The sequence below is a fragment of the Sarcina sp. DSM 11001 genome (assembly GCF_900101015.1).
Classification (GTDB): domain Bacteria; phylum Bacillota; class Clostridia; order Lachnospirales; family Lachnospiraceae; genus CAG-791.
The window spans coordinates 1-23,580 of sequence record NZ_FNFZ01000031.1; the positions used below are offsets into that span (position 1 = coordinate 1).

At 44.8% G+C, this 23,580-nt stretch carries 32 protein-coding genes; 17 read left to right on the forward strand and 15 right to left on the reverse strand.

All coding sequences use genetic code 11. The features are described 5' to 3' along the window. The 9 genes from BLT02_RS17575 to BLT02_RS17305 all read left to right on the forward strand — a co-directional run. Positions 1-257: hypothetical protein (locus BLT02_RS17575; RefSeq protein ID WP_207649417.1), on the forward strand; the 257-nt coding region annotated here is incomplete at its 5' end. Positions 258-417: 160 nt separating this feature from the next. After that, entirely contained in the window at positions 418-1,008 is a 591-nt protein-coding gene (locus BLT02_RS14010; RefSeq protein WP_092996828.1) for a thymidine kinase, read from the forward strand. Further along, positions 1,005-1,463 carry an NUDIX hydrolase gene (locus BLT02_RS14015; RefSeq protein WP_092996833.1) on the forward strand — a complete coding sequence of 153 codons (459 nt, stop codon included), beginning with the start codon at positions 1,005-1,007 and terminating at the stop codon, positions 1,461-1,463. Before BLT02_RS14010 ends, BLT02_RS14015 begins: the two co-directional genes overlap by 4 nt. Positions 1,464-1,636: 173 nt before the next feature. After that, a complete protein-coding gene (locus tag BLT02_RS17295; RefSeq protein WP_175453852.1) occupies positions 1,637-1,777 on the forward strand; it encodes a hypothetical protein in 141 nt (46 codons plus the stop codon). 277 nt (positions 1,778-2,054) lie between these two features. After that, positions 2,055-2,537, forward strand: a complete 483-nt coding sequence (locus BLT02_RS14025) for a hypothetical protein (protein ID WP_092996836.1) — start codon at positions 2,055-2,057, stop codon at positions 2,535-2,537. Positions 2,538-2,594: 57 nt separating this feature from the next. Beyond that, entirely contained in the window at positions 2,595-2,762 is a 168-nt protein-coding gene (locus BLT02_RS17300; RefSeq protein WP_175453853.1) for a hypothetical protein, read from the forward strand. After that, positions 2,743-3,327, forward strand: a complete 585-nt coding sequence (locus BLT02_RS14030; protein ID WP_092996839.1) for a metallophosphoesterase family protein — start codon at positions 2,743-2,745, stop codon at positions 3,325-3,327. The genes BLT02_RS17300 and BLT02_RS14030 overlap by 20 nt, the downstream gene beginning before the upstream one ends. An 11-nt stretch (positions 3,328-3,338) precedes the next feature. Beyond that, entirely contained in the window at positions 3,339-3,707 is a 369-nt protein-coding gene (locus BLT02_RS14035) for a hypothetical protein (RefSeq protein ID WP_139187641.1), read from the forward strand. Between the two features lie 151 nt (positions 3,708-3,858). Next, positions 3,859-4,017 carry a hypothetical protein gene (locus tag BLT02_RS17305; RefSeq protein WP_175453854.1) on the forward strand — a complete coding sequence of 53 codons (159 nt, stop codon included), beginning with the start codon at positions 3,859-3,861 and terminating at the stop codon, positions 4,015-4,017. A 249-nt stretch (positions 4,018-4,266) separates the two neighbouring features. On the opposite strand, the gene BLT02_RS14040 is transcribed toward BLT02_RS17305, so the two are convergent. After that, positions 4,267-4,968 carry a hypothetical protein gene (locus tag BLT02_RS14040; RefSeq protein ID WP_242869823.1) on the reverse strand — a complete coding sequence of 234 codons (702 nt, stop codon included), beginning with the start codon at positions 4,966-4,968 and terminating at the stop codon, positions 4,267-4,269. Positions 4,969-5,410: 442 nt separating this feature from the next. Here BLT02_RS14040 and BLT02_RS14045 point away from each other — a divergent pair, with 442 nt between their 5' ends. The 4 genes from BLT02_RS14045 to BLT02_RS17580 all read left to right on the forward strand — a co-directional run bounded on the left by BLT02_RS14045 (position 5,411) and on the right by BLT02_RS17580 (position 8,459). Then, complete coding sequence (locus BLT02_RS14045; protein ID WP_092996848.1) at positions 5,411-6,136, forward strand: MerR family transcriptional regulator; 726 nt, start codon at positions 5,411-5,413, stop codon at positions 6,134-6,136. A gap of 232 nt (positions 6,137-6,368) precedes the next feature. After that, positions 6,369-7,214: a DnaJ domain-containing protein gene (locus BLT02_RS14050; RefSeq protein WP_092996851.1), complete on the forward strand. Its 846-nt coding sequence runs from the start codon at positions 6,369-6,371 to the stop codon at positions 7,212-7,214. Positions 7,215-7,554: 340 nt separating this feature from the next. Beyond that, positions 7,555-8,241: an ankyrin repeat domain-containing protein gene (locus tag BLT02_RS14055; RefSeq protein WP_092996854.1), complete on the forward strand. Its 687-nt coding sequence runs from the start codon at positions 7,555-7,557 to the stop codon at positions 8,239-8,241. A 53-nt stretch (positions 8,242-8,294) separates the two neighbouring features. Next, positions 8,295-8,459, forward strand: coding sequence for a hypothetical protein (locus BLT02_RS17580; protein WP_207649418.1), 165 nt, complete (start codon positions 8,295-8,297; stop codon positions 8,457-8,459). Between the two features lie 344 nt (positions 8,460-8,803). Here the strand turns inward: BLT02_RS17580 and BLT02_RS14065 are convergent, their stop codons facing one another. The 10 genes from BLT02_RS14065 to BLT02_RS14110 form a co-directional block, all read right to left on the reverse strand. Continuing rightward, on the reverse strand, positions 8,804-9,346 hold the full coding sequence (locus BLT02_RS14065) for a flavin reductase family protein (protein WP_092996860.1): 543 nt from the start codon (positions 9,344-9,346) through the stop codon (positions 8,804-8,806). 1 nt (position 9,347) lies between these two features. Continuing rightward, a complete protein-coding gene (locus tag BLT02_RS14070; protein ID WP_242869825.1) occupies positions 9,348-9,530 on the reverse strand; it encodes an aldo/keto reductase in 183 nt (60 codons plus the stop codon). 380 nt (positions 9,531-9,910) lie between these two features. Continuing rightward, the gene (locus tag BLT02_RS14075) at positions 9,911-11,200 is read right to left on the reverse strand and encodes a CHAP domain-containing protein (protein ID WP_092996866.1); all 1,290 of its coding nucleotides are present in this window, start codon (positions 11,198-11,200) and stop codon (positions 9,911-9,913) included. Between the two features lie 874 nt (positions 11,201-12,074). Further along, positions 12,075-12,527, reverse strand: coding sequence for a DUF169 domain-containing protein (locus tag BLT02_RS14080; protein ID WP_175453855.1), 453 nt, complete (start codon positions 12,525-12,527; stop codon positions 12,075-12,077). Positions 12,528-12,708: 181 nt separating this feature from the next. Then, on the reverse strand, positions 12,709-12,909 hold the full coding sequence (locus BLT02_RS16915) for a hypothetical protein (RefSeq protein WP_139187645.1): 201 nt from the start codon (positions 12,907-12,909) through the stop codon (positions 12,709-12,711). A 19-nt stretch (positions 12,910-12,928) separates the two neighbouring features. Continuing rightward, the gene (locus BLT02_RS14090; protein ID WP_092996876.1) at positions 12,929-13,984 is read right to left on the reverse strand and encodes a Fic family protein; all 1,056 of its coding nucleotides are present in this window, start codon (positions 13,982-13,984) and stop codon (positions 12,929-12,931) included. 145 nt (positions 13,985-14,129) lie between these two features. Continuing rightward, on the reverse strand, positions 14,130-14,552 hold the full coding sequence (locus tag BLT02_RS14095) for an ATP-binding protein (protein WP_092996879.1): 423 nt from the start codon (positions 14,550-14,552) through the stop codon (positions 14,130-14,132). A 156-nt stretch (positions 14,553-14,708) separates the two neighbouring features. Then, positions 14,709-14,921, reverse strand: coding sequence for a helix-turn-helix domain-containing protein (locus BLT02_RS17950; RefSeq protein WP_092996967.1), 213 nt, complete (start codon positions 14,919-14,921; stop codon positions 14,709-14,711). Between the two features lie 352 nt (positions 14,922-15,273). Continuing rightward, positions 15,274-16,725 (reverse strand): AAA family ATPase, encoded by a 1,452-nt coding sequence (locus BLT02_RS14105; protein ID WP_092996882.1) that lies wholly within the window; start codon positions 16,723-16,725, stop codon positions 15,274-15,276. 313 nt (positions 16,726-17,038) lie between these two features. Continuing rightward, a complete protein-coding gene (locus BLT02_RS14110) occupies positions 17,039-17,257 on the reverse strand; it encodes a hypothetical protein (protein WP_139187649.1) in 219 nt (72 codons plus the stop codon). A gap of 295 nt (positions 17,258-17,552) precedes the next feature. On the opposite strand from BLT02_RS14110, the gene BLT02_RS14115 reads away from it, so the two are divergent. Both BLT02_RS14115 and BLT02_RS14120 read left to right on the forward strand, forming a co-directional pair. Continuing rightward, the gene (locus BLT02_RS14115) at positions 17,553-18,860 is read left to right on the forward strand and encodes an IS4 family transposase (RefSeq protein WP_092996888.1); all 1,308 of its coding nucleotides are present in this window, start codon (positions 17,553-17,555) and stop codon (positions 18,858-18,860) included. A 242-nt stretch (positions 18,861-19,102) separates the two neighbouring features. Continuing rightward, positions 19,103-19,330, forward strand: coding sequence for an ROK family protein (locus tag BLT02_RS14120; RefSeq protein WP_278277422.1), 228 nt, complete (start codon positions 19,103-19,105; stop codon positions 19,328-19,330). A gap of 59 nt (positions 19,331-19,389) precedes the next feature. On the opposite strand, the gene BLT02_RS17310 is transcribed toward BLT02_RS14120, so the two are convergent. Both BLT02_RS17310 and BLT02_RS14130 read right to left on the reverse strand, forming a co-directional pair. Beyond that, a complete protein-coding gene (locus tag BLT02_RS17310) occupies positions 19,390-19,578 on the reverse strand; it encodes an alpha/beta fold hydrolase (protein WP_175453857.1) in 189 nt (62 codons plus the stop codon). Between the two features lie 166 nt (positions 19,579-19,744). Beyond that, the gene (locus BLT02_RS14130; RefSeq protein ID WP_175453858.1) at positions 19,745-20,626 is read right to left on the reverse strand and encodes an alpha/beta hydrolase; all 882 of its coding nucleotides are present in this window, start codon (positions 20,624-20,626) and stop codon (positions 19,745-19,747) included. Positions 20,627-20,987: 361 nt separating this feature from the next. Here BLT02_RS14130 and BLT02_RS14135 point away from each other — a divergent pair, with 361 nt between their 5' ends. After that, positions 20,988-21,341 carry a nuclease-related domain-containing protein gene (locus BLT02_RS14135; RefSeq protein WP_175453851.1) on the forward strand — a complete coding sequence of 118 codons (354 nt, stop codon included), beginning with the start codon at positions 20,988-20,990 and terminating at the stop codon, positions 21,339-21,341. Between the two features lie 42 nt (positions 21,342-21,383). Here BLT02_RS14135 and BLT02_RS14140 read toward each other — a convergent pair whose 3' ends face one another. Together BLT02_RS14140 and BLT02_RS14145 are read right to left on the reverse strand one after the other, a co-directional pair. Next, positions 21,384-22,166, reverse strand: coding sequence for a PhzF family phenazine biosynthesis protein (locus tag BLT02_RS14140; RefSeq protein WP_092996900.1), 783 nt, complete (start codon positions 22,164-22,166; stop codon positions 21,384-21,386). 21 nt (positions 22,167-22,187) lie between these two features. Next, positions 22,188-22,901, reverse strand: coding sequence for a 2-phosphosulfolactate phosphatase (locus BLT02_RS14145; RefSeq protein ID WP_092996970.1), 714 nt, complete (start codon positions 22,899-22,901; stop codon positions 22,188-22,190). 161 nt (positions 22,902-23,062) lie between these two features. Here BLT02_RS14145 and BLT02_RS14150 point away from each other — a divergent pair, with 161 nt between their 5' ends. Further along, on the forward strand, positions 23,063-23,491 hold the full coding sequence (locus BLT02_RS14150) for a haloacid dehalogenase-like hydrolase (protein WP_092996903.1): 429 nt from the start codon (positions 23,063-23,065) through the stop codon (positions 23,489-23,491). Positions 23,492-23,580: the final 89 nt, after the last annotated feature.

A 23,580-nucleotide genomic window follows, 5' to 3' on the forward strand; every position in this document is an offset into this window, starting at 1 on the left:
CTCGATCTACTGACATGCCTGGGAGTAAATTTGCTCTAATATTCAGGCACCAGATTACAGGAGGCTATCTACGTAAAAACTTAGTTTTCTGTGTTATAAAGCAGCGCAGGAAAACCCGGGCAGCCGGGTGGAGATATTTGAGGGATGTAAACACTGGGCAGTCAAAGAACAACCCGGGAAATTCTGTGAGATTGTGGGTTCTGTTTTTGTTGATTAAGCAATTTGAGCGAGAGCAGCCTGCGAAGAAGAATAAGTAATTACGTGGCTTTTTCTAACATAATGCTAATAGCTTATTAGCTTATTAGCGGGATAAGGAATCGGGATTTGTGAGGGAGAACATGGTCATTCAACAAATCAGGAATGCATCACATTGATGCGGACACAGGCTTCGCAGAGATGGTGGATGAGAGGTAAATTATGGCAAAACTCTACTTCAGATATGGAGCCATGGGCTCTTCAAAAACTGCAAATGCACTGATGGTCTGGTTCAATTACAAAGAGAAAGGGCAGGTACCCGTACTGCTGAAACCAAGGACAGATACCAGGGACGGGGAGCGGATCATACGATCCAGGATCGGCCTGCAAGAACCCTGCCTTTACGTAGATGAATTTTTGGAGTATCTGGACAGGCCGGAAAGCCGGACATTTGCCTGCCTCAAGAAGAAAAGCTATGCTGCGGTCATTGTCGATGAAGCTCAGTTTCTGACAGCTCAGCAGGTGGACCGGCTGTCAGATATAGTAGATGACTTCGGCGTCCCTGTCCTTTGCTATGGATTGCGGACAGACTTTACCGGCCATCTTTTTGAGGGATCAAAAAGACTTATGGAGATTGCAGACGAGATTGAGGAAGTCCCCACCGTCTGCTGGTGCGGCAGGCGGGCGCACTACAACACAAGGATCAAGGACGGCAGGGTCGTGAGGACCGGAGAACAGATTATGCTTGGAGGCAATGAGACATATGTCTCACTGTGCCGGAAGCACTACAAGGAAGGCAGGATCAGTAAATGAGTGGATATATAATGGATCTGCGGCAGGTCGTAGGACACAGAACTCTGATCCAGGCTGCTGCAAGCATTATCTGTGTGGATGCAGAAGGCAGGCTCCTTCTTGGAAGAAGAACGGACAACCACATGTGGGGATACTCCGGCGGTGCGGTTGAAATAGACGAGAAAATTGAGGACTGCGCCAGGCGGGAGCTCTTTGAAGAGATGGGCATTACAGCCGGAGAACTGGAGCTGTTTTATATTAACTCCGGGCCGGAAGCACATTATGTGTATCCCAATGGGGATGAAGTTTCCAACGTTGAAATTGTCTATATATGCCGGGATTACAGGGGAGAGATCAGGCCACAGCAGGAAGAGATTGAAGAGATCCGGTATTTCTCTGTCGATGAAATCCAGATGGAGGAAATCTCCCCTCCAATCCGTCCGGTTTTGCAGAAGTACAAAGAGACCTTTAAGTGAGGGATCCTGAAAGGATAAAAAAGTGATGCAGGGCTGACCTGACTTAGAGATTGGTCTGGCTGCTGTTTTTGTTGGTTATGATTGAACGACAAGTTCAATGACAAGCTTATCAGGAACGAATATAATAGAGCCAGAGGCTTTGGCTTCGGCGCTGAAGAGAAAGAAGAATCGAGATGTCAACAGCTATTGATAAAACAAAAACAGGACAGCAGATCCGTCTGCTGATGGAGAAACGCGGAGTAACGGTAAAAGACGTAAGGGACGCGCTCTCATTGGCATGCGTACAAAGTGTCTATCACTGGCTTGACGGGTAGAGTATGCCCACATTGGATAATCTTTATGCCTTAAGCGATCTGCTGAAGGTGCCGATGGATATACTGATCTGCGGAAACCGGTGTTATGATCCTGTAATAATTGTATCTTCAGGTGCTGAGCGCCTGTTCAGGTACTATATGCTGATCCAGGAATGTATGGCATCCTGAGGAGGTAAGGATCACATAAGTAGAGAACCCCCCGGCTAATCGCAGATTCGCGCTGAGCCGGGGTTTACTTTTGAAAGAATGCTTGTGTCAGAAAGAAGGAGTGATCTCATTGAATAATTATAAACTGGTGGCACCGGATATAGACAGCCTTCTGAATTGTTTTGAGTGGGGATTCCTGAATCCCGCTGCGCCGTCAGAAGATTTGTGTAAAGCAATGGATCCGCTGTTTGAGATACTGCGGAATCTGGCTCCGCTGCGGAAGAACAATGAAGCCAAGGCAATCTGGATCACAATTCCAAGAGGCGCTATTGAAGACTTTGGCTCTTACGAGAATATGCTTGAGTGGGGCGATGTAAAGAACCGTGAAGAATATGAACAGTACTGGCTGGAGAAATACCCGGAGCCTGTCTGCTGGTATGAACTGGTCATCTCGGAAGCTTTTCATAAAGATGGTTCCAAATGGTTCAGAGCAGTTCACTTTGGCGACAAGTCGATTATCAACCGATTTTGCGAAAAGGAAATCTCCTCTCATATGATGTGCTCTCTACGGACAGCACCGGAGATCCGATCGGGACGCAGGAATTCATGGTGATTGACACAGTTGCCTGGGAATACTATGGCGTTCGATGACGAAAGGAGCGATATACAAATGGCAGTAAGAAAACTGGAGGAATCAAACAGATTGTTTGCAGTCGAAGTGGATATGGAGAACCGGTCACCTGAAGATATTGCCCGGGATGCCGCTCTTCAGATCAATGCACTGTTTGACAGACTGATCAAGGAGCAAGAGGAAAAAGATGATCAAAACACTGTATGAGATATTTCAGCACTGGTCGGTAAAGGGATCCGTTTATCTTCTCTCCGACCTGCATTTGAATGATGACGATTGTCTTCTAATGGATCCGAACTGGATCCCCCCGGAGGAACAGATCCGGATCATCAATAACAAAGTGACAAGAAGTGATACTTTCATCTGTCTTGGAGATGTGGGCAGCGCAGAATATGCCGCACAGATTAAGGCAGGGCATAAAGTTCTTTTGCTCGGCAATCATGATAAGCGCAGCGAAGCTTATGAAAGCTGCTTCCATGAGGTGGCGGATTACAAGGATATGGTAATCATGGCTGATGGTGTCAAATGCCGCCTGATCCTGAGCCACTACTTTATACCCTTCTATAACGGAGCCCGGCATATGGCCTTCATGCTGCACGGCCATACGCATAAGACGGAGGAATCTGTCATGGAGGAGCGGATCAAAGAGGACATCCGCCGAAAGGGGCTGCGTTGTGAAGCCTTCAATGTCGGTGCTATGTGGCAGGATTATGAGCCGCAAACATTTGAAGAAATTATTGCAAGGCAGGGAAGAACGATTCCCCTGATATAAAGCCACAAAATATGGCTGAAACGATATCAGGGAATGTGTATTCCCGATATCATCCGCGCCTACGGTATTATACCGCAGGCGCTTTTTCTATATCACAAAGAGGAGGATTTCAAATAGCACGTTACAATGACATCCGCGCTTTGGCGGAAAGCCATGCCGCGGAAATATCCAGGTCCGTGCAGGCCTGGACCGGGTACCTGGATACGGCGGCAACGCTGTACAGGTATGACTTCCCGGAGACACTGCTGATCCACGCACAGCGTCCGGACGCAACGGCCTGTGCGGAAATGGAGATCTGGAACAACCGCATGGGACGGTGGGTCAACCGCGGCTCAAAGGGTATCGCCCTGATCGACGACAGCGGCCCCAGGAAAAGCTAAAAAAGATCTCTGACAGAGAATATTCACTGCTGGATCTCGATTCCTACCGCGAAGAGCTTGAGTGGGATATGAATGAGGAGGAAACCGGCATTGACGCAGAGACTGTGGATGATAACGTGGAGGAGACCGAAAAAACAGCGGAGGAAAAGTGATGAGCGAAGGACTCAACCAGTATGTGGTCTACCGTCTGAAGCGTGCATTAAGAGAGACAAGGCCCCGCCGCCACCAGTCCTACCAGTACCTGCAGAAATATCAGATGGAAGTCATGCCGTTTTTCTATGCCCATAAGTTCAATGTGAGCAACAAATGAGGGTATTTCTTTGGCAATGAGTGAATTGAGGGCTTTATTAAGGCGGCTGTTAAAGATTATATGGATAGGTTTATCCAGATTTCTCTTTGGACAAATTCTAAGAGAATAAAAACACCCGCAAGTACCTTTCCTTGTAAGGATCGCTACATGCGGGTATTCTACATCATTGTATTTCATTAAAATCGTTAAAGCAGACAGGTACCTGTCATAAGGAACAGGCCGTGAAATCTGATTCACAACAGATGAGTCTCACAATTTGGCAAGATACTTTGGCTGATCATCAGCAGGGATCTTCAGAAGCTCCATTGCCTGCTGCGCAGTATACTTCAGGCCTTCCATAATATTTTTAATGTTCTCAAGAACCTTTTGTTCCCCTCCAGCCTCTACACCTCTCTGGTAAGACTCTTCTCTCATTTCTTCCATGGCTTTACACATAATTTCCACCCCCTTTGGATTTTCTTTATAATATCTGGAGGCCTCAGCCAGCATCGCATTTTTCATGTCATCCGGGTCATTACAGCAGAAATCATGCATCAAATCACCCAGTGGATCATTTCCTCTATACGCGCCGTTTACATAAAGGATATGTGCACGGTCGTTGAATAACTGCTCATGTGTTACAATTACCCTCTCGATAGGATAAATCCCATCTCCAAAGCCATAGATGTCATTCTCCGTCACGAAAATAGTATATGTCTCCGGCAATTCCTCGAATAACTGATTGGTATTCAGCGCCTCAATGTCCATGGCTGCTGAATGGTATCTTGCTCTTTCCGGCCGGGCACCGGAATCAGCCTTCTGAACTTCGAGGTCATATTGCCTGCCTTCCGTGTCCACACCGTGGTAATCCAGGCAGATAAATCTCGCACCAAGAAGTCTCTTGAAATCTTTTTGGGTTTCGCCCTTAGTAAGTACCAGGTCATTGATTCCAGTGATGATCCTTAGCGTCATCTCCGCAAGCGGAATGTTATCCTGATAAATGCACCGCGTAAAGGTATCATCGATTGGTCTGAATCCGCGGAGTCTCTGAAGGTCCGCCTCATGATCCCGTTGTTTCTGAAGTTCCTGCTGTTATTTCTGTAATTCCTGATCCGTCATCTGTCATGCCTCCGCAGTTTTTTTTAAATTCATTATATCAATGAGGGCAGGTATTTCAAAGTAGGTTAATAATTTTTCTTCTGGTCCTGATCGAAGTCGATATCATGGGAATCACGATCGGTACCGGAATCATTGAGAGCCTGGTCGACGCCGCCCTGATGGGAATCGCTGGCATTTGAAGTTTTTGTGACACTTATTCCTGCATATTTTAAAAAAAAATTTCCTGAAAAGTATTGACCCCTACATTACGTCATAGTTTATAGTGGCCTTATCGGAAGCAAGGAGGCAGTAGATTATGATGACAGTAAACGAAGTCAGCAAGCTGACAGGTGTCAGTATACGCACCCTGCAGTATTATGACAAAATCGGGCTGTTTCATCCGGCGAAATACACGGAGGCAGGCTACCGGCTGTATGACGATGCGGCACTGGAGACCTTGCAGCAGATCCTGCTTTTCAGGGAACTGGAATTCCCCCTGAAGGACATTAAAAAGATCATCAGCAGTCCTGATTTTGACAGGAGCACAGCTTTGGAACAGCAGATCGAACTCCTGATGCTTAAGAAAGAGCACATTGAGAACCTGATCGACCTTGCGAAGGGAATCAAACTATTGGGGGTGAAAAAATTGAAATTTGACGCATTTGATACAAGAAAAATAGATGAGTATGCCGCTCAGGCAAAGGCTTCCTGGGGCAAAACATCAGCTTATAAGGAATTCGAGGAAAAATCCAAAGGCCGGACAAAGGAAGAGGATCAGATAATTTATCAGGGAATGATCGATATCTTTGGAGAATTCGGGCAGATCCGGAACGCGGATCCGGCATCTGGGGAAGCCCAGAATCTGGTAAAGAAACTGCAGAATTATATTACGGAGCACATGTACACCTGTACAAAAGAGATTTTAAATGGTCTCGGTAAGATGTATGCCGGTGGCGGAGATTTCACAAAGAATATCGACAGCTATGGTGGGAAAGGGACAGCGGAGTTCACTCATCAGGCAATAGAAATCTACTGCAGATAAGCATTCCGACGGATGCAGCTGCCAAAACACCAAGGCTGCTCACGGGCAAATCATAAAAGTCTCCGGCGGACATGCCCTATAAGAAATCCAGTTTGATGAATAGAAAGAATGTGATATGATTTGGACATCTGAATATTGATGTTTTGGGTTTTCGTCTGTGCAGGAGCAGCAATGGGGAGATTGGGAATCGCTACGGAGCTCCTTGACAGAGTTGTTAAGGAAGCAAAAGTCTATGGCTGTGGAACTATCCATATTACAGCTTCGAGTATTTGGGAATCTCGACAGATCGGGATATACAGGAGGAATCACCTTGACGGAATCAGAAGCATATCGTGTTCTCGGCCTGCCTGAAAATACAGGACCAGAGCATATTCGTACAAGATACCGGGAGCTGATCGTGCAAGTACATCCCGATAAAGTGAGAAGGCGTTCCGCGCAGAGCTCTGACTTGCCCTGCAGGGAAAGTGAAACAGACAGTCAGGAACATCAGGCTGCACCATTTACCACCCCACATGACGCCAGAATAATCAACCAGGCATATAACCTCCTTCAGCGTTCCTGGAGGAAAACAAGGAATTCCCAGGAAGCGCGTGCATCTTCCGACGGGCAGGATTTCCAAAAGAAAACAGCCCAATCTACAGGGAAAGGGGATGCACCCTGCAACCCCTATGCATATCACCCGCGAGAGATCTACTGCAGGGCAAAGGATACGGAGGGGTTGCCCATCGGCTTTTTTACGATTGCTCGTGGAAAATATCTATGGTCGCAGGATGAAGAGTTCCCTCTGTTTTTAAAGAGTGTTTATCAGTGTGGCTCAGAGCTTCTGAAGGAAGCGGATGCATCACAAAAAAGAGAGGCAGATGATTCTCGCCGCCAACGGGCACTGGGTGAGCTCACCTATCTTCTTGCACAGCAGTTTATAGATGTCCGGTCTTCCCTGGACGAACTGGCAAAGGCTGTCACAATCGGGGATACCGAAACGTGCTTAATCTTGTACATGGAAAACAGAAAAGCCTTATGCCGTGGTACATCGAATGGCTTTCAGCAGCAAAGCCAGAGGCGGTGGCCTGTCGCATGAAGCTTTTCAACTCATCAAAGATTTTTGCCTGTCGAACCAGATTGACGCAATCCGTGTAGATACACAGGAAGAAAACAAAGTGATGCAGCACATACTCAGCAGGGAAGGCTTTGCGTATTGCGGTTTGATTCAATTTGACGGAGGCCCAAAGCTGGCATACGAATGGGACAGATAAATTCCCTTTTGACTAAGACGACAGAGTGGTTGGAAGAGAAAAAAATGATAAGAAAAGTAATACATTAGGACATCCCTGCCTGCCTCGACAAAATAAAAAAGAGTTTGATATGATTTGTGAAATTGCCAGAGAAAAATAAATCATAATTCAGGAAGGTGAAGCGAGATGAAGAAACTGTTTACTGCTATAAGAGCATCTGACCTTGAAATGGTAAGGCAAATCATTGAAAAGAAACCTGGACTGGTAAATTGTGTTGCAAAGAAGCCGCCTAAGAAGGATGACGGACAATCGCCTTTGCAGGTCGCGCTCAAAACGGGAAATACCGCAATTGCCAACTATTTACTGGATATGGGTGCGGATGTGAACTTTATCGAGGATGAGACCTGCTGCAACGCATGGAGAACTCCGGTGCTTCATGATGCGATCAACTGTGCTGTGATGTCATGCAGGTGGAATAAAGATGATAAATATATGGGCTTTAGGGAGTTCTCAACAAAAGAGAGATCAGTTGAAGCTCTCGGTGTCCTAAAGAAGATGCTTGATATGGGAGCAGATGTAAAAGCACTTGATTCATATGGCAATTCAGGATTAAACCGTTTTGCACTGCAGGCAAAGCAGATATTGCCATCATACAATTATGTGGAACATCGTGAAGGGAAAGATCGGATCTTTACAGAGGAATTGCACGAAGATCTCAGAAGTGTGTTGCAGGCATTAAAAGACGCTGGAGCAGACGATTCTTACAAAGCTCCGAATCTCGGTTATTCCGTCAGAGAATTTTGCAGCGAAGGATCCATTTCGATCCTGTTTGATGAAGTGTTTGGGCGCGATATAGAAATTGAAACGATCTAGATAGAGTCGACAAATCCAGCTTGTAGAAATGATGGGAGGAAGGAATATAAGGAATGGTAATTGCTGTATTGGAAGGCATCGCAATGTGCTTTGTCCTACTGATCATATGTGTTGTGGGCATAGTAAATGGACCGGTTAGTATGGTCTTCTTTTATGAAGAAGAAGTACAGGATAAAACCATAGAACTGGAGCTCACCCCCAGGGGAAACGATCAATAAGAGAAAACAGATTTCCGTTCATATTTCATTACTTTTGAGGATGACGCAAGACTGGAAAATATGAATAAGAATAATGTATATCCTTATAGCTCCATAGATGAATCAGGCTCTGACTTTGTTGAATGACAGAAAGAAAGGGTGCTGCCGACGGTCATTCCGCAGCAGTACCCTTACATCGCCTTCCTGAAGGAAAGATATATGAATCGATGAAACAGACATCACAGCTGCTGCCGGAGGCCCGGTCAGATCAAAGACAGGATCAACTTCCGGACCGGAAACGGCTGAAATACAGGAAATACCCGAAGCAGAGGACACCAGGTCCCCTGCTTTTTCTATTCCACGGATCAATTCATCTTTCCGCAGTTGCCGACTTTTTCGCCAGTCACAAAGTACTCGCAGGTCGGGAACTCGAAGAGCACCGGCTTAAATGTATGGTAGTCGATCTTACCCTGTTCGTTCAGCACAGTTTCATCCGCATAGGTCGCCAGGATCTTGCAGATGAAATGATCGAACTGCTCCAGCTCGTAGTTGCCGTCCATCTCGCACTCGATGGAGACCTTCGCCTCATCAATCAGAGGAGCACCGTTTTCGCCCATCGTCCAGGCAAAGGCTTCAGATTTGTCAACCTTATTGCCGCTGATCGTCCCCATACGATCCGCATCCTTCAACCAGGACTCATCGACAACGTTGACGGAAAGTTTTTTATTCTCACGGATGCCCTGATTGATGTAATGTGCCTGCACAAGGGATACCATCAGGTGACTGTGCGCCACAGTTCCGGCATGAGCGACAAGCGTCCAAGTCGGCTTATCATTTACCATTGCCCCGACAACGATGACTGGGCAGGGATACAGTGCAAGTGTTGCTCCGATATTTTTCTTGCTCATCTTATTTCATCTCCTTTTCCCAGAAACGGATTACATTCAGTTCCAGGCTGTCTGCCACCTTTTCAAGTTCTGCGGTTTCTTCTGCTGTCAGTGTGACATTCGCTGCTTTGACCGCATCCAGTACCTGGTTTTCTTTGGTCACGCCGATAATCGGCAGTGTACCCTTGGCAATCGCCCAGGCCACAGGGATCTGTGCCGGGCCGACACCATATTTCTCTGCAATATTCGAGAATACCGGAATCTTCCAGAAGAGCGGTTGATCAGGCTGTAGTGGTTCTGGACGGCCGAAAGCTTCAGAAGCTCATTATCTACACTGTACCTTTCATCGGCAAGAACTGCGCCATGCCCGGCGCACTAAAAAGGACACCTTCTAGTTCCCTAGAAAGTGTCCTTGCGGAACACCTAATTAACTCTGACGGCACCAAATCTGTCCTTATCGGACCGGAATTGGTGACATATTTGTTGTCAAACTGTTGTCAAAATGACGATGAAGGCTCAAAATCCCGCGTAAGTATGCGGTTTATCAGCACACCTGCAATATTATCATTCAATGCCTCTCAGGATTTATTTTTCAATGACCCACTGCTGGTTTTTATCGTTCTTATTGTATTTCACCAACTGCAGATAGCCCCTGGCGCTTTTGTCCGGTGCTACAGCCAAATTGCTATTTTGAGCGGAACGAAGGATAATGGTGTTTTTCCCAACATATGTGACAAGAAAACGCTGCGTGTCATCGTATGTCCTACTCCAGGAACCGATTTTTTTGCCTTCCGAAACAGTTTTCGACGTCCAGACGTTCATGACACCACCTTCTTTATGCATGATATCAATTTCGTACTTTCCATTCGAGACTGGTCGAAATCGGAAGGTTTGTTCCACAGAGCCATCTCTTTTATCAAGGAAAATCGGTTTGTACGCAAATTCTTTCCACCCCCATGCGTAGTTCATCATTTTCCCAGTCCCGACATGTTTGAGTTTATAAACGCCTTCCGGCAGACTCTCATTAGGAGGCGCAGGCTTCTCATTTGATGCCTTTTTCCACACTGCGTACATCTCGACAGTATCTTTATTCTTGGAAGTTGTCCATTTAACCGTTGTCTGATCATTATAGATTGTCAAATAGTATCCGGACGGCTGCTTTCCTTTCTGATACCACCCTGTCTTTCCACCTTTCGTATAATACCATTTCTTATCACTATATCTATAAATGTTCCAGCCATTGAATTTGTATCCGCTCCTGGAAAAAGTGTTCTTCCTTAGTTTTCCTCCAATTCCATAGGTAAAAGTGGAATTTGCCATGTTGCCTTTTCCACCGTTCGCATTGTATTTAACATAAAAAACATGTTGCAGATCTTCAAAGTGAATATAACCGCTAAAGGCAGTTTTATTGAGCATCCGATCTCCATACTTGTGTGTGCCTCCCCAGTTGTAATCCTGGACATAAACTTTATTTCCGGAGACAAGGTAGACATAAGCAACGTGTCCATATTTTCCGGAGCCATGGGTATAGGGATCACAGTAAGCGATACATCCTCTTGCTGGTATATTATCGACCCTAAGTCTGATTTTTCTGGCAGCATTGTCCCAATTTCCAGCATCTCCCCATCGATTGCCGTTGGAGAGACGATAACTGTTATTAAAATCTATTCCATGTGCCTGCCTGACTTTCCAGCATGCATAGGATGTACATTCTCTTTGATAAAATCCCCAGGAATCTGCCTTTAGCCAAGACCCGTTACGGTACGGATATGCATCTGCCGCCTGAACCGGTGTGGCAAGATATGTGAACATAACAATCATAAAAAACAAAAAAACTGAAACAACTTTCTTCGTTAAGAAACAACTTTTTTCCATCTCCACTCCTCCTCCATCGAATGAATCTTTTTTAGTTTTGATGGAATGAATATAACCCCCCCGATGAGAAAATGGAGAAATTCCTGACGAACGGACCTTTTTCAGGGATGTACGACCAAATCGTCTACGGTGGTTGACCTGTTACACTCTAGTTTAATGCATCCGAAGAAACTGTTTCGATTTGCCAGCAGTTCATCTCATCCCTTTAAAACAACTGTTCACCAGTTATTACATTCTGAAACACAGAGGCATATTTCCCGTTTTAAAATCCATTTGCATAAAACCAGCGTCATATGTATTGCTTTCCCGGGCTGTGTCTCTTTCTGAAATGTGCTCAACCTGTTCATAAACTTTTCATGCAGCCACGATTTACCACACCTCAATCCTTCAATATTTTCAAAAAAGCATCCAGCCTTGTATTGATATACCCCGGGGATTTTACCTTCGGAACACAGTACTCTGATCCTTCTTTCAGAAATACCCCATTTTTCAGCAGTTTCTTTTACAGTTATAAAGATAAGCCATCACCTCCAATCTGACATTGTATTATACTGCTTTAGCGGAATAATATCAGCTCTGTCGGAATAATATATCTCGGATTATAGGAATAATACGGTAGAATAATGGACTCTTATAATGGAATATTACAACTGAATCGGAACACTACAGACAGAGCTAGCGGAATAAAAAAAGTCAGTAGAACCACGATATCCACTGACCTTTACGATTATTAATATTGCTGGTCAGCCTTTTGGGCATATTCCTCGTTTTGATGCCTGTCGTTATCATGCACTTCAAAAATGGACTTTCTCAAACTGGAATCATTCTATAGGTTTCCAATTGAGAAACAAATCAAAAAATAAAATTTGCCGACTTACAAGCGCTTTTCAATTTCTTTCCACGCATGTGTTGTTAAACAGCTTTTGTCTAAATCATCTGACAAACCTTCCCATAAGGAATACGGCATCGTTAATGAAAGACTGTTTGCAAGAGCTTCCCGGCGTTGAGATATGTCAAACAGACCCATGATGGCCATTGGTTTTTCTTTTACAATTTGATCAACTGCATAAACAATAGAATGGCAGGCTGCGCCGAACGGAGCCAGCGTATTCAATGCCTCGCCATTGTGTGACCCCAACATAATTACCAATGCAGATATTTGATCAGGGTCTGCAAAAACATAAACCACATCGGGAATTCCTATTCCTTCCCACTTACTCATTGGAGCAAACACGATCCTCGGATAACCTTTTTCAGAGAACGGCATACTGTTACGCCATTTCAATGCGAGGTCTTCAGAGCAGAAAAAACGTTCTCCACTCTTCATATGCACAGGCATCCGGGGTGGTGCCTGATCTCCAAAACCCTGTGACAGCATCTTGTGGATCTGCTTATCCTGATTTTACTTAACAATCCTGTTGTATACAGCGGGAACATCAATACCGTAACATATATTAGCGCCTCGCTGATTCCATAAGCATACCGAAACAAGCACTTCCAGATAAATACTAACAAAATAAATAAAACCAATCTCGTTCAATATATTGATCTTCCCCAAAAGCATCCAGATGGTACTGATAGCGCGAAAAGCCTGCTCCGCTGCCGGCAGCGTCTGCATGAAGTACGACCTCAACATGTGCATTTTTGTCCGGGATCTTATCAAGGACCTGGTTTGCCGAACCCATACCCGGCTTAGGATTGCCGGTCATCTATATATTCTTGATAAAATCACTCTGCTCGTGCATAAAGAGTTTTTCGCCCCGCTCCAATCCTTACCAAAGTTCCATCCTCAACAAGCTTCTTCAATGCTGACTCTACAGAGGAACTTCCCAAGCTAGGGCAGCCAACAAGAACTTCCTGTTTTGAGAACTTGCCTATTCGCTCGCTTACATACGCCTTAACAACATCATATGACGTGCTCTTAGCTCCAGACACATGGGCAATAGATATTCTTGCTTCAAATTCCTTGTAACAAGAAAGGATGATACTGAGCATATATTTGATAAATGGTTTAGGATCGCTAGTTCCTTCATGCCATCCTCTGTCTGCCTTTTGAAGTGCATCATAATATGCTTCTTTTGTATCAGCAATAGCTTTTTCGATACTGATATACTGTCCGATCATATATCCACTGCGATAAAGCAATAGCAAGGTCATCAATCTACTCATACGGCCATTGCCATCATTAAACGGATGAATACACAAGAAATCCAGCAAGAAACACGGTATAAGAATAAGCTCATCCACCAACTCTTTATCTAATGCTTTTTGATATTCTTCGCATATAGCATCGACTGCAGCTGGAGTCTCATATGGTTCAAGCGGCTTAAACAATACTACTTTTTCACCACTTTCAAGCACCATGTCAATTTCATTAGGTGTCGTTTTAAACTGCCCGCCATAATTTAGATTCGTGTACTTCAACAAATCTCTGTGCATTTGGAGAATATAATTACTGCGGACCGGTATAACATCATAGTTTTCACGAACAAGATTCAGCACATTACGGTAACCAAGGATTTCTTCCTCATCCCTATTTTTAGGAGTTGTCTTATCTGCCACAAGCTGCTTCAATCTGGCATTAGTAGTAATAATACCTTCAATCCTATTGGATGCCTCTGTACTCTGTATTTTTGCGATTTCTATTAGCCTGTTTAGCTCAACAGGTTTTTGGCGCAAATACAATTCCTGTTTTCCCTTATACTCGTGTATCTTTGAAATATAAGATATTATTTCATTGTCCCAAGTCCTATCTGCAAGATAAGAATAATCAAATTGTCTCATTGGCTAATACTCCTTTCTCCCAAGGAATATTATTATCGCCCAATTCCATGCCTTTTTTGGGAGATATTTGTCGTTGTTGGGAGAATAATTCTACTCCCAATTATATTATTCTTTCTCCCAAATCACAATCTGTTTTGGGATTAATTTATGTTGTCCTGGTCACCCTGTTGTACAGTCCTCCCGTATCTGCAAGGATGTGTTTGATGATCCATGATGTGGCGGAGCCACAGACGATCAACAGCAGATCTGTTCTGGAAGATCCCCAGCTGTTCCAAAAATAATCCAGCGCTCCTTTAAAACCTGATCCGGCAGTGTCCATCCAAGGTAACTCGTCCAGAAAGACAACCAGCCTTCCGCTCACCGGATCTTTCTGTGCACAATCCCCCTCCAGCAGCTTGCGGAGCCTGGAAAATGCCTCCAGCCAGTCTCCGGGAGCCTTTTTCTCAGGGCATCCATACTGCAGCAGGCTTTGATGATCATAGGCATCCAACGAATTCAGTGCTGTACTATAACGTTCTATGACAGACAGCACCTGTCTGCTGTCCAGGGAATCCTGGGTTCGCTTCATAAGCGGATGACTTCATCAATGTTCATTTTTTCCGATCCATCGACAATACTGTATTTTATGTCCATTGCTCTTCCTTTTCCCTATTTTATCATTTCACTTTCCGTATCTTATTCAGCCCCACAAAATGGCAGTTTTATACCTTCTACCGCTTTATCATTATTCTGAATTGCACTTATCGTCATGCTTATTATTCAGTCTTTCCATTCGAATATAGTATTCCAACAGCCTTAAAACATAATCTGGAGCATGGCGGTTATCTCTCTCCCAGTCAGTAACTGTGCGGTATGGGATCTGAAAGAAGTCGCAAAACTCCTTACGATTCATCCCTGTACTTTCTCTTAATTCTTTTATCTTGGTTTTGCAATCCATTTTATCATCCTCGATCATTAATTGATGCGTTGCGTACAGGATGCCACATTCGCAAAAATGATGCAATGCGTAAAACCGTTTTCTCTGATAACATAATCATGTCCATGACCTTCCAAAAAGCAAAATCGTGTCCACACCCTGCCGAAAAGCAAAAGTGGTACCACAACCCTCAGAAAACCAAAGCCTCGATATGTTTCCGCAAACACAAAAAGGGATCTTTGCAGCCCCGGAGCGTGTCGACCCCGGATCGCGGAAATCCCTTTATTTCAGGCTTTTCCAGCCTCTCGTTATGTTTTTCTCGACATCAAAACTACCGTCTCGACGTTTGCATTTTTGTCCAAACCATCTCATCTCATTGGAATAACTGCTCACCGGTTATTATATTCTGAAACACAGAGGCATATTTCCCATCTAAGAATCCATTCGCAGAAACAAGCGTCATATGTATTGCCTTCCTGGGCTGAGTTTCTTTCTGAAATATGCTTAACCTGTTTATAAGCTTTTCATATTCAACTTTGTCTACTTCAAAAGCATCATCTGTAAATTTCATCTCGCACAGATTAATAACACCATCTTTACGATCAATTAAGAGATCAATCTGCGCTCCCTGCTCCGACGTCTCACTTCTCCATGCATATTCCATAGTATCTACGCCGGCGATTCCAAGTGCTGCCTTGATTTCAGGAACATGGTTCACACAGCAGATTTCAAATGCGTTTCCTCTCCAAGCATTGTAGGAAGGAGAATGTATGTATTCCATCCAGGAACTTTGTTTCCCTGATTCCGAAAATCTCAGACTGAATAATACAAATGGATCAACAAGTTGGAAATAAGCTCCATTCAAAGGTTTGGTATAATTCGTGTATCTTCTGATAAATCCGCACTGTTCGAGTTCCTGCAGATTTTCAGTCAGGACTGACCCCCCTCCGATTGCTTTGACTTCCGTTAATTCCTGCCTCGTTTTACCGCTTTTCGCCTCAGCAAGAGTTTTAATAATCGCCATATGCTTTTCCGGCTTTTTAAATAGAGAATAAAACAGTTCAGTGTATTCGTCTTTCAGATCGCCATATGGCTCAAACATAAGTTCATCTATATTTTGCGCGAGAGAAAGGCGGGAATCAATTAAATTCAGATAATAAGGAATCCCGCCAAAAACCATATAGCACTCTATCATCTGTGCCCTTGTCATAACGATATCGTTGTTCTCCAGAAGCTCCTTACACTCCTTCAGCGTAAAAGGAAGGAGCCTGATCCGCCTGGTAACACGATTATGAAAACCTTTCCGCTCTTTCAGCATATGCTTTATTATCCATGACGTAGCTGATCCACAGACGATGAGCAAAAGATCCTCCTGAGAAGATGCCCAGCTGTTCCAAAAATACTCAAGACCACTTCTAAAATCTGATCTGGCCGTATCCATCCACGGAAGTTCATCCAGAAAAACAACTCGTCTGTTACTTACCGGATCCCTATAAATATCCCTTGTTTCAAGAAGTGCCCGCAGTCGGGCAAAAGCTTCAAACCAGTCCGTCGGAACCTTTTTCTCCGTACAGCCATACACCTGCAGACTAGCATGGAATGCCTTTAACTGACCTTTAGTTTTCTCGTCAGAAAGACCCGTTGCATAAAAAGAAAATTGTCCGTTGAAGTATTCTTTAATTAGAAATGTTTTTCCCACGCGGCGTCTTCCGTAAACCACAACAAATTCCGGTCGTTTTGATGAAAGACACTTTGAAAGAACATCTTTTTCCCGATTTCTTCCTATAATTTTCATGTTTATCACCACAAGCCTATAAATCGCCAAACAATCGCCTATATTTGGTATTTTGGCGGTTTATATCACTTATTTTTATTATATTTCGCCATTTTCTTACACGATATCAGGGCTTTCCCATCTTGTCAACAGTATTTTGTGCGGTGATAACAGAATATGCATCTCTGCCTTATGTATTTCTTGTCAGCAAAACTACAGTCTCTACGTGGCACGAGGAAACAGGATTGATACCCATTTCCTCTGCCTGTTCGCGCAAACATATCCAAAGACCGCAACGTACACTTTTCAGAATTTTCCTGATTCATCGCCAAACCGCATCCGGTCAATCACTGAACGACATTCTTCATAGCTCAACACATATGCCGTATTCGTTCCCGTTGGCCGCTGCAGACTTTGTCTCATCATCAGCCATATAGTTATCCGGAAGCACCATTCTCTCTATCGGATATCCGGCATCATAAAGCTTCTCAAAAATTTCCAGCACATCTTCCGCGATCAGCTTGTGCACAACCATTTCTCCCTGATGGATATTTCCGTCCTTATCCTTGTGCAGAACCATCATGTAGCGAAGATCCTCCCGGGGAACAATGCAGTCCTCTTTATAAGTATTTCCGCCTCTCATCCTTTCAAACAGGTCATCAGATATTTCCCGAATAGAGAATCCTTCCCGTGAAGCGCAGGGACGGTCCCAATGACATTAAGTTAAGCACCCCCTGTGTCCAAAATAATAGTTTCTAAGTTCTATCAGAGGTGAAATACCCTCTGATTTTTTTGCTTTTTTTCACAAAAAAGCTTGACAAAGTAACAAAAATATGTAGCGCGCCTCGTTATATACATCATTTTTTGGAGGTACCGCTATGCAGTCTAGTCCCACTGCCCCTGTCCATATCAGGGAGTCACTAATCTCTTCGATCCATACTCTCTTGACACGGAAAAAGGAGTTATTTTCATCCCCGGATACAGCTTTTTCCAGGACAAGAAAAATTACACTTACTCAGACCATACTCTTTGTTATGACTGCCGGATCTGAAAATACCGATACCGAACTGCTGGATTTCTTCGGTAAGGAAACACTCCCTACAGCTTCTGCCATGATCCAGCGCCGTAACCAGCTAAAGCCGGAAGCTTTTCGTGAGCTTTTTCTGCATTTTACCCAAAAAGCAGCGAACCTGAAGACTTTTAACGGATATCAGCTCATTGGAGCAGATGGTTCCCGAGTCAATCTTCCTTATAATCCTTCTGATCCTTTCAGCCATATCAACTGTATCAAGGGACGTAAAGGCATAAACCAGGTACACCTGAATACATTTTTTGACCTGTTAAATGATATCTTTCTGGATGCCGAGATTCAGGGTATAAGGGAGATGGACGAAAAAGACGCATTCTGCAGACTGCTGGGCAGGCAAAAGGATTCTGGCCGAAAACAGATCTTTATTGCCGACAGAGGTTATGCTTCATACAACGTCCTAGCCCATGCTATACATAATAAGCAGCTTTTCCTGATCCGTGTTCCTGAACGCTTTGCAAAATCTATATATAAAGGGCAGAAACACTGGCTGGAGAACACAACTGAAGACGAAAACATAACTGTCCATATCGGACGAAAAAGGACTAAAAAGAATACTCAGCTGCAGAATTATCATTGTTTGCCAAAAAACCGTCACTATGATTTTATCGAGCCTGGATCTGATGATACTGATGCATTGCAGCTCCGTGTCCTGAAATTTCCTATCGGAGAAGATTCTTATGAGTATATTGTTACGAATCTTCCAAAGTATGCATTTCCACTGCAGACGATCAAAGAGCTTTACAACCTCCGGTGGAACCATGAGGTGGCATATCGATATCTGAAATATGCAGGAAACATGGTCCATATCCACTCCCTGAAAAGAGATTTCCTCTTTCAGGAGATCTATGCCAAGCTGACCTTATATAATTTTTCCTCATTTGTCGCATCCGCTGTTGGGGATATTAAGAAAAAAACAAAAAAATACACCTATGTACTGAACCATTCTCAAACACAAAAGGGTTGTATCCGTTTTTTAAACGGCAGGGTAGAGGATATTGCAGACGTGATATGCAGATATCTGGTACCAGTCCGACCGGGTCGTAAATTTAAAAGAACCCTACGACGCCAGTCGGCTGATACACTAAACTACCGATAAACTCAAAACAAATAAACACCTTTCAGTAGGCAGTCTCCCCAGACTGTCTGTTTGCCTTTTCCAAAAATATTGATTTTTGGCCGTAAACCCGAGAACTGGCTGTGTTCCGTTTGAATTTACCTTATCCTGAATAATACACTAAATCTTTCTGTTTTCATACCTTAATGTCATTGGGACGGTCCTTTTGTTTCTGTCCCCCTGCTTCATAAAACAGGGGGACAGAAACAAAAGGACCGTCCCAGATATCCGAGCAAATGCTGGGGATCGGTGTCGTCAACATCGTCAACATGTTCCGGCCACAGCTGATTCTTCTTGGAGGGGCACTGTCCGAGCATGCGGATGAGATGACCGGTCCCATCCGAGAGATGATGGAGAGAGACTGCTTTGGCGGACAGCACGGTATGATTCCTGAGATTGCGGTTGCGGAACTGGGCAGCAGCGCCGGCATGATCGGAGCGGCTAATCTGTAAGGTTTGTGAAACCATCGCTGCGTGCTGTGTACAGGGGGACAGAAACAAAAGGACCGTCCCTAGATCGCATCCGGCGCTTCCTCATACAGGCCATGCCCAAGCCCGTCATACAGGACCAGTTTGCAATCAGCTATTCTCCCGGCTATCTCCACAGATGCCTGTCCGGTTACGATCTTATCTTCTTTTCCGCCGATTACCAGAGTCGGACAGGTAATATGATCCAGAAGCTGGTATGTGTCGTGTGACAAACAGGACGCCGCCTGTATTCGAAAACGGTCAAAAGACTTTGGCTTGCCGATACTTCCCAGCAGCCGATATACAAGCCTCGACTGCTTCAGACGTTTTTCTGAGTAGGAACGCTCCGCTGTGTCCAGCATAATTCCTTTGTAATCACCCCGGTCAGCCATCCTGATCTCAGTTCTCCAGATAGCGGATCAGCCTGTCCTGGAAATCATGGTAGTAGGGCTTTTCCACCAGGACAGCATGTGATCCTCCATCAATTATTTCCAGCGCCGAATCCTCTGGTAAATCTTCCAGAGCTTTGTTGACCAGATCATAATTCAGGTAAGGGTCTTTACTTCCGCAAATAATAAGTGTTGGTACCTTGATTTGTGTCAGGTCGATCAGCTTCTCCTCTGCTGATACACAGGCGTCCTTTCTCCCTCCATTCGGACTATGTTCTCCATCATAATGCCAACAGCTTGAGCACCACATCTCTATGACGACCGGGTCTGTGATGGAAGCATCAAAAGAACCATCATCGGCGCGCTGGAAATCATCCGCCGCATGCTCCCATGTATTGTGATGGAAGGGCTCCTCAACCGCATATTCTCCAATGCCGCATAATATGGGAGCATACAGGACGAGTTTGTTCACATGCTCAGAGTGCTTCGCTGCAAATCGGCTTACTGTTACCGTCCCCCAGCTCCAGCCCAATACATCGATTTTTTCCTGCCCGGTTTCCGAGGAGATAAGATCAACTGCGGATGCAATGTCTTCCGCGGCATAGTCCGAGTCCGGCAAAAAGCCATCTTCTACCTCTTCAGACATTCCGAATCCCGCAATATCCAGCCGCCAGACACAATAGCCTTCCTGGGCCAGTTTTCGCACAAGACTATAATCCTGATAATTGATATCAAATTCATGAGACGAATATGTCACACCGTGAATCAAAAGAATGTTTTTCTCCGGCTTTGATCCTTCCTGCTTCATACATTCCAGATGCAGATCGATCCCTTCTCGTTCGAGCGGAAATACTTCTGAAATATAGGCTGTTTCCACCGCCGGATCTTTCACCTTACCTGCTGAATTTCCTGTTATCCCAGCACATCCGGCTGGCATGCATGTTACAAAAGCTGCGAAAACAACAATAAGCAGACGATTAATTGTTTTTCGATTCATTCTTTCTCATCCTTTTCTTCTTGGCCAATGCTGTCGCCAGAAAACTTATATCGATCAGGTCAAAGACCCTTTCCCGATAGTTCGGTTCATCCTGTCGCTTTTCATTATATCCCAGTAGATAGAATCTGCAAAAAATTAATGTTGGCCAGTATCACTATTACGATGTAACTTGCTCCGCCCACAATAGATTTGTATAATTTCTAATAGATGTATATTGGCTGGTTTGAGATAAGGTCTAAGAAAAATGGAGGTATGCATGGCTAAAGGTCTTATAGACATGTTCATTGATTCAATCTTCGATGAACAATGGGTCGGAAGGCATGGTGAGAAACTGACTGAGCAGGAGCTGAAGTTCGTTAAGCTGTTCGGCCGTAAGGGCAAAATATTAAGAAATGTCTACCTCCCCAAAGATAACGGAGAAACCTCTGAGATTGATGTGCTCTATATCACTCAAAAGGGAATCTTTGTCTTTGAGAGCAAAAACTATTCCGGGTGGATCTTTGGCGATGAGAAGGGGCAGTACTGGACTGCGATGCTGCCCAACCGTCAGAAGAACAGGTTCTACAATCCCATCAAGCAAGAATCACATGCATGTGAAGATCAATCATGATGTTCCTCCGTCCCTGTATAAGTCATTTTTCTATATAATACATTACAATTCAGCAATAATATCTGAAACCGCTACTAAGGCCGCTTCTCCGCTGATAGAAATCCTGCCATTCCCAATTAATTCACAGTGCAGATATCCACCCCGCTTTGATGCCTGGTATGCATAAATTCGCTTCCTTCTCAACTCCTTCGACCAGTAATCCGCAATCTGACAATGTGCTGAGCCGCAGACAGGGTCCTCTGCAACGGAAAGCTTCGGACAAAAGCTCCGGGAAACACAATCAGTTTCTTTTCCTGCTGCTGTCGCATTCTGGATACGGCCTTCAATACCCATAAGGAGCAGCTGATCCGGATTCATCTGCCTTACCTGCTCTTCCGTCTCAAATACGCAGATTAGATCCAGTCCCAGCACGGCCTTGACCGGCCGGAAACCGAACGCCTGCTCCATCGCATCTGTGACCGGAATCTCAGTAAGCTCGTATGTTGGGAAGTTCATCTCATACAGGCCGCCTTTTCTCCTGACTGTAAGCACACCGCTGAGAGTGTTAAACCTTACGGTGTCGCTTTCAGTTTCATAATAATTCAGGATCACGAAAGACGACGCCAACGTTGCATGACCGCAGAGTTCCACCTCTGTACCCGGTGTAAACCAGCGCAGATGATACCCGGCATCTTCCCTGACTATGAATGCCGTTTCAGAAAGATTATTTTCCATAGCCAGCTTCATCATGGATTCTTCCGACGGCCAGCTTTCCATCACACAGACAGCTGCCGGATTCCCGGAAAAAGGCTTGTTCGTAAATGCATCTACTATGTACTGCTTCATTCTTCACTCCAACTGTATATCTCACTTCAAGTCCTGCACATTAACACGGGTAATCTCAAAAACATCTTCGCTAATTTGATCAGCTTTCAGAACAAATGGAAATCTGTCATATTCCAGGCACATAATCAGATCCTTCACAGGAAACACATCTTTCCATCTGGTGTCAAAAAACTTGGCAACAGAAGGCTCATTGACAAGAGAAAGGATCTCAGGCCCCATTTCAAATGGTTCCCCAAGGAGGAGGCTCCTGATATAGCGGGCACAGAGTTCGTCTTCCGGAGCCAGAGCGATTCCGGAATTACCCATACAGACCAGCGAAACACGTTCTGGATTCTTATCCTTTATATACGAAGCAATCGCGGAGGCGTTGACCAGACTGCCTGTAAGAATTTCGCCGGCACCTGCGGCACAGGTGTGCACCAGTCCCTGCGTTCCGGCACTGGTAGTATGAATCAGGATCTTGTCCAGAAAATCGGCATGTTCTGTCTGGGACGGAGAATTGCCAAAGTCAAAACCAGGAAGTATGACACCTCCCCGTTCGCCGGCCATAATATATTCCGGATGTTCCCGTTTCAGCTCCCAGGCTGTTTCTTCTCTGCCGACAGCATATATTTTCTGCACACCTCTGGAAAACAAATAACATTCCAGAGAAAAAGCCCGGAAGACATCGATCACGACCGCAAGGCCCTTGGCCTGATCTGCCCCTTCTAGAAGATGAAGAATTTTTATATCCATATCTGCGTCCATTTCCCCTCATTTACCAGACTGCCACAGTATTTAGTCCCCATTCACAGAGCAGCGCCTACCTTGTTATCTGATTTCCTCTTTGTACAGGCGTAAAGGCCTATTAACATGATACCAAATTTCCATATATTAAGTAATTACATTGAAACAACATGGGGAACGACTTTTTTGCCGATGTTCTTACAAATTCCGGAAACGAATCGGATCTGATCAGCAGCTTCTGGGAAACGCATGCAAACAAGCTGAACCGGCGCCTCCTGGTTCTGATCGAGCCGGAGGATGTGATCATGACGGCCAGCCCCTCGTTTCTGCTGGACGGGATCCGTTCCCGGCTGAACACGGACCAGATCATTTGCACTGAAGTGGATGTCGATGAGAAAAAGATCACATGGTTCAATTTCGGCGAGAACAAAGCAGTCCGTTTCCGCGACCTGTACGGTGACCGGAAGATCGATGAATTCTACACAGATTCCTACAACGACCGGGCATTGATGAAGCTGGCAAGGCGAGTATATATTGTGAAAAAGGGGATCCCGCATCGGGTATCCCGGAAACACCGAAAAAAGCTGAGATTGCAGTGATCCGCGTAACAATAATCTTCCATTATTCTTCCTGCAAGTTAAACTCTTCCACCTCTTTTTGTGCCTGTTCCAGATAATCTGCACATTTC

Coding starts and splice junctions, on each gene's coding strand:
- BLT02_RS14010 (WP_092996828.1), top strand. CDS start 418: ATGGCAAAACTCTACTTCAGATATGGAGCCATGGGCTCTTCAAAAACT.
- BLT02_RS14015 (WP_092996833.1), top strand. CDS start 1,005: ATGAGTGGATATATAATGGATCTGCGGCAGGTCGTAGGACACAGAACT.
- BLT02_RS17295 (WP_175453852.1), top strand. CDS start 1,637: ATGTCAACAGCTATTGATAAAACAAAAACAGGACAGCAGATCCGTCTG.
- BLT02_RS17300 (WP_175453853.1), top strand. CDS start 2,595: ATGGCAGTAAGAAAACTGGAGGAATCAAACAGATTGTTTGCAGTCGAA.
- BLT02_RS14030 (WP_092996839.1), top strand. CDS start 2,743: ATGATCAAAACACTGTATGAGATATTTCAGCACTGGTCGGTAAAGGGA.
- BLT02_RS14035 (WP_139187641.1), top strand. CDS start 3,339: ATGGCTGAAACGATATCAGGGAATGTGTATTCCCGATATCATCCGCGC.
- BLT02_RS17305 (WP_175453854.1), top strand. CDS start 3,859: ATGAGCGAAGGACTCAACCAGTATGTGGTCTACCGTCTGAAGCGTGCA.
- BLT02_RS14040 (WP_242869823.1), bottom strand. CDS start 4,968: ATGACGCTAAGGATCATCACTGGAATCAATGACCTGGTACTTACTAAG.
- BLT02_RS14045 (WP_092996848.1), top strand. CDS start 5,411: ATGATGACAGTAAACGAAGTCAGCAAGCTGACAGGTGTCAGTATACGC.
- BLT02_RS14050 (WP_092996851.1), top strand. CDS start 6,369: ATGGCTGTGGAACTATCCATATTACAGCTTCGAGTATTTGGGAATCTC.
- BLT02_RS14055 (WP_092996854.1), top strand. CDS start 7,555: ATGAAGAAACTGTTTACTGCTATAAGAGCATCTGACCTTGAAATGGTA.
- BLT02_RS17580 (WP_207649418.1), top strand. CDS start 8,295: ATGGTAATTGCTGTATTGGAAGGCATCGCAATGTGCTTTGTCCTACTG.
- BLT02_RS14065 (WP_092996860.1), bottom strand. CDS start 9,346: ATGAGCAAGAAAAATATCGGAGCAACACTTGCACTGTATCCCTGCCCA.
- BLT02_RS14075 (WP_092996866.1), bottom strand. CDS start 11,200: ATGGAAAAAAGTTGTTTCTTAACGAAGAAAGTTGTTTCAGTTTTTTTG.
- BLT02_RS14080 (WP_175453855.1), bottom strand. CDS start 12,527: ATGAAGAGTGGAGAACGTTTTTTCTGCTCTGAAGACCTCGCATTGAAA.
- BLT02_RS16915 (WP_139187645.1), bottom strand. CDS start 12,909: ATGACCGGCAATCCTAAGCCGGGTATGGGTTCGGCAAACCAGGTCCTT.
- BLT02_RS14090 (WP_092996876.1), bottom strand. CDS start 13,984: ATGAGACAATTTGATTATTCTTATCTTGCAGATAGGACTTGGGACAAT.
- BLT02_RS14095 (WP_092996879.1), bottom strand. CDS start 14,552: ATGAAGCGAACCCAGGATTCCCTGGACAGCAGACAGGTGCTGTCTGTC.
- BLT02_RS17950 (WP_092996967.1), bottom strand. CDS start 14,921: ATGGATTGCAAAACCAAGATAAAAGAATTAAGAGAAAGTACAGGGATG.
- BLT02_RS14110 (WP_139187649.1), bottom strand. CDS start 17,257: ATGATGGTTCTGCACAAGGATAAGGACGGAAATATCCATCAGGGAGAA.
- BLT02_RS14115 (WP_092996888.1), top strand. CDS start 17,553: ATGCAGTCTAGTCCCACTGCCCCTGTCCATATCAGGGAGTCACTAATC.
- BLT02_RS14135 (WP_175453851.1), top strand. CDS start 20,988: ATGGCTAAAGGTCTTATAGACATGTTCATTGATTCAATCTTCGATGAA.
- BLT02_RS14140 (WP_092996900.1), bottom strand. CDS start 22,166: ATGAAGCAGTACATAGTAGATGCATTTACGAACAAGCCTTTTTCCGGG.
- BLT02_RS14145 (WP_092996970.1), bottom strand. CDS start 22,901: ATGGATATAAAAATTCTTCATCTTCTAGAAGGGGCAGATCAGGCCAAG.
- BLT02_RS14150 (WP_092996903.1), top strand. CDS start 23,063: ATGGGGAACGACTTTTTTGCCGATGTTCTTACAAATTCCGGAAACGAA.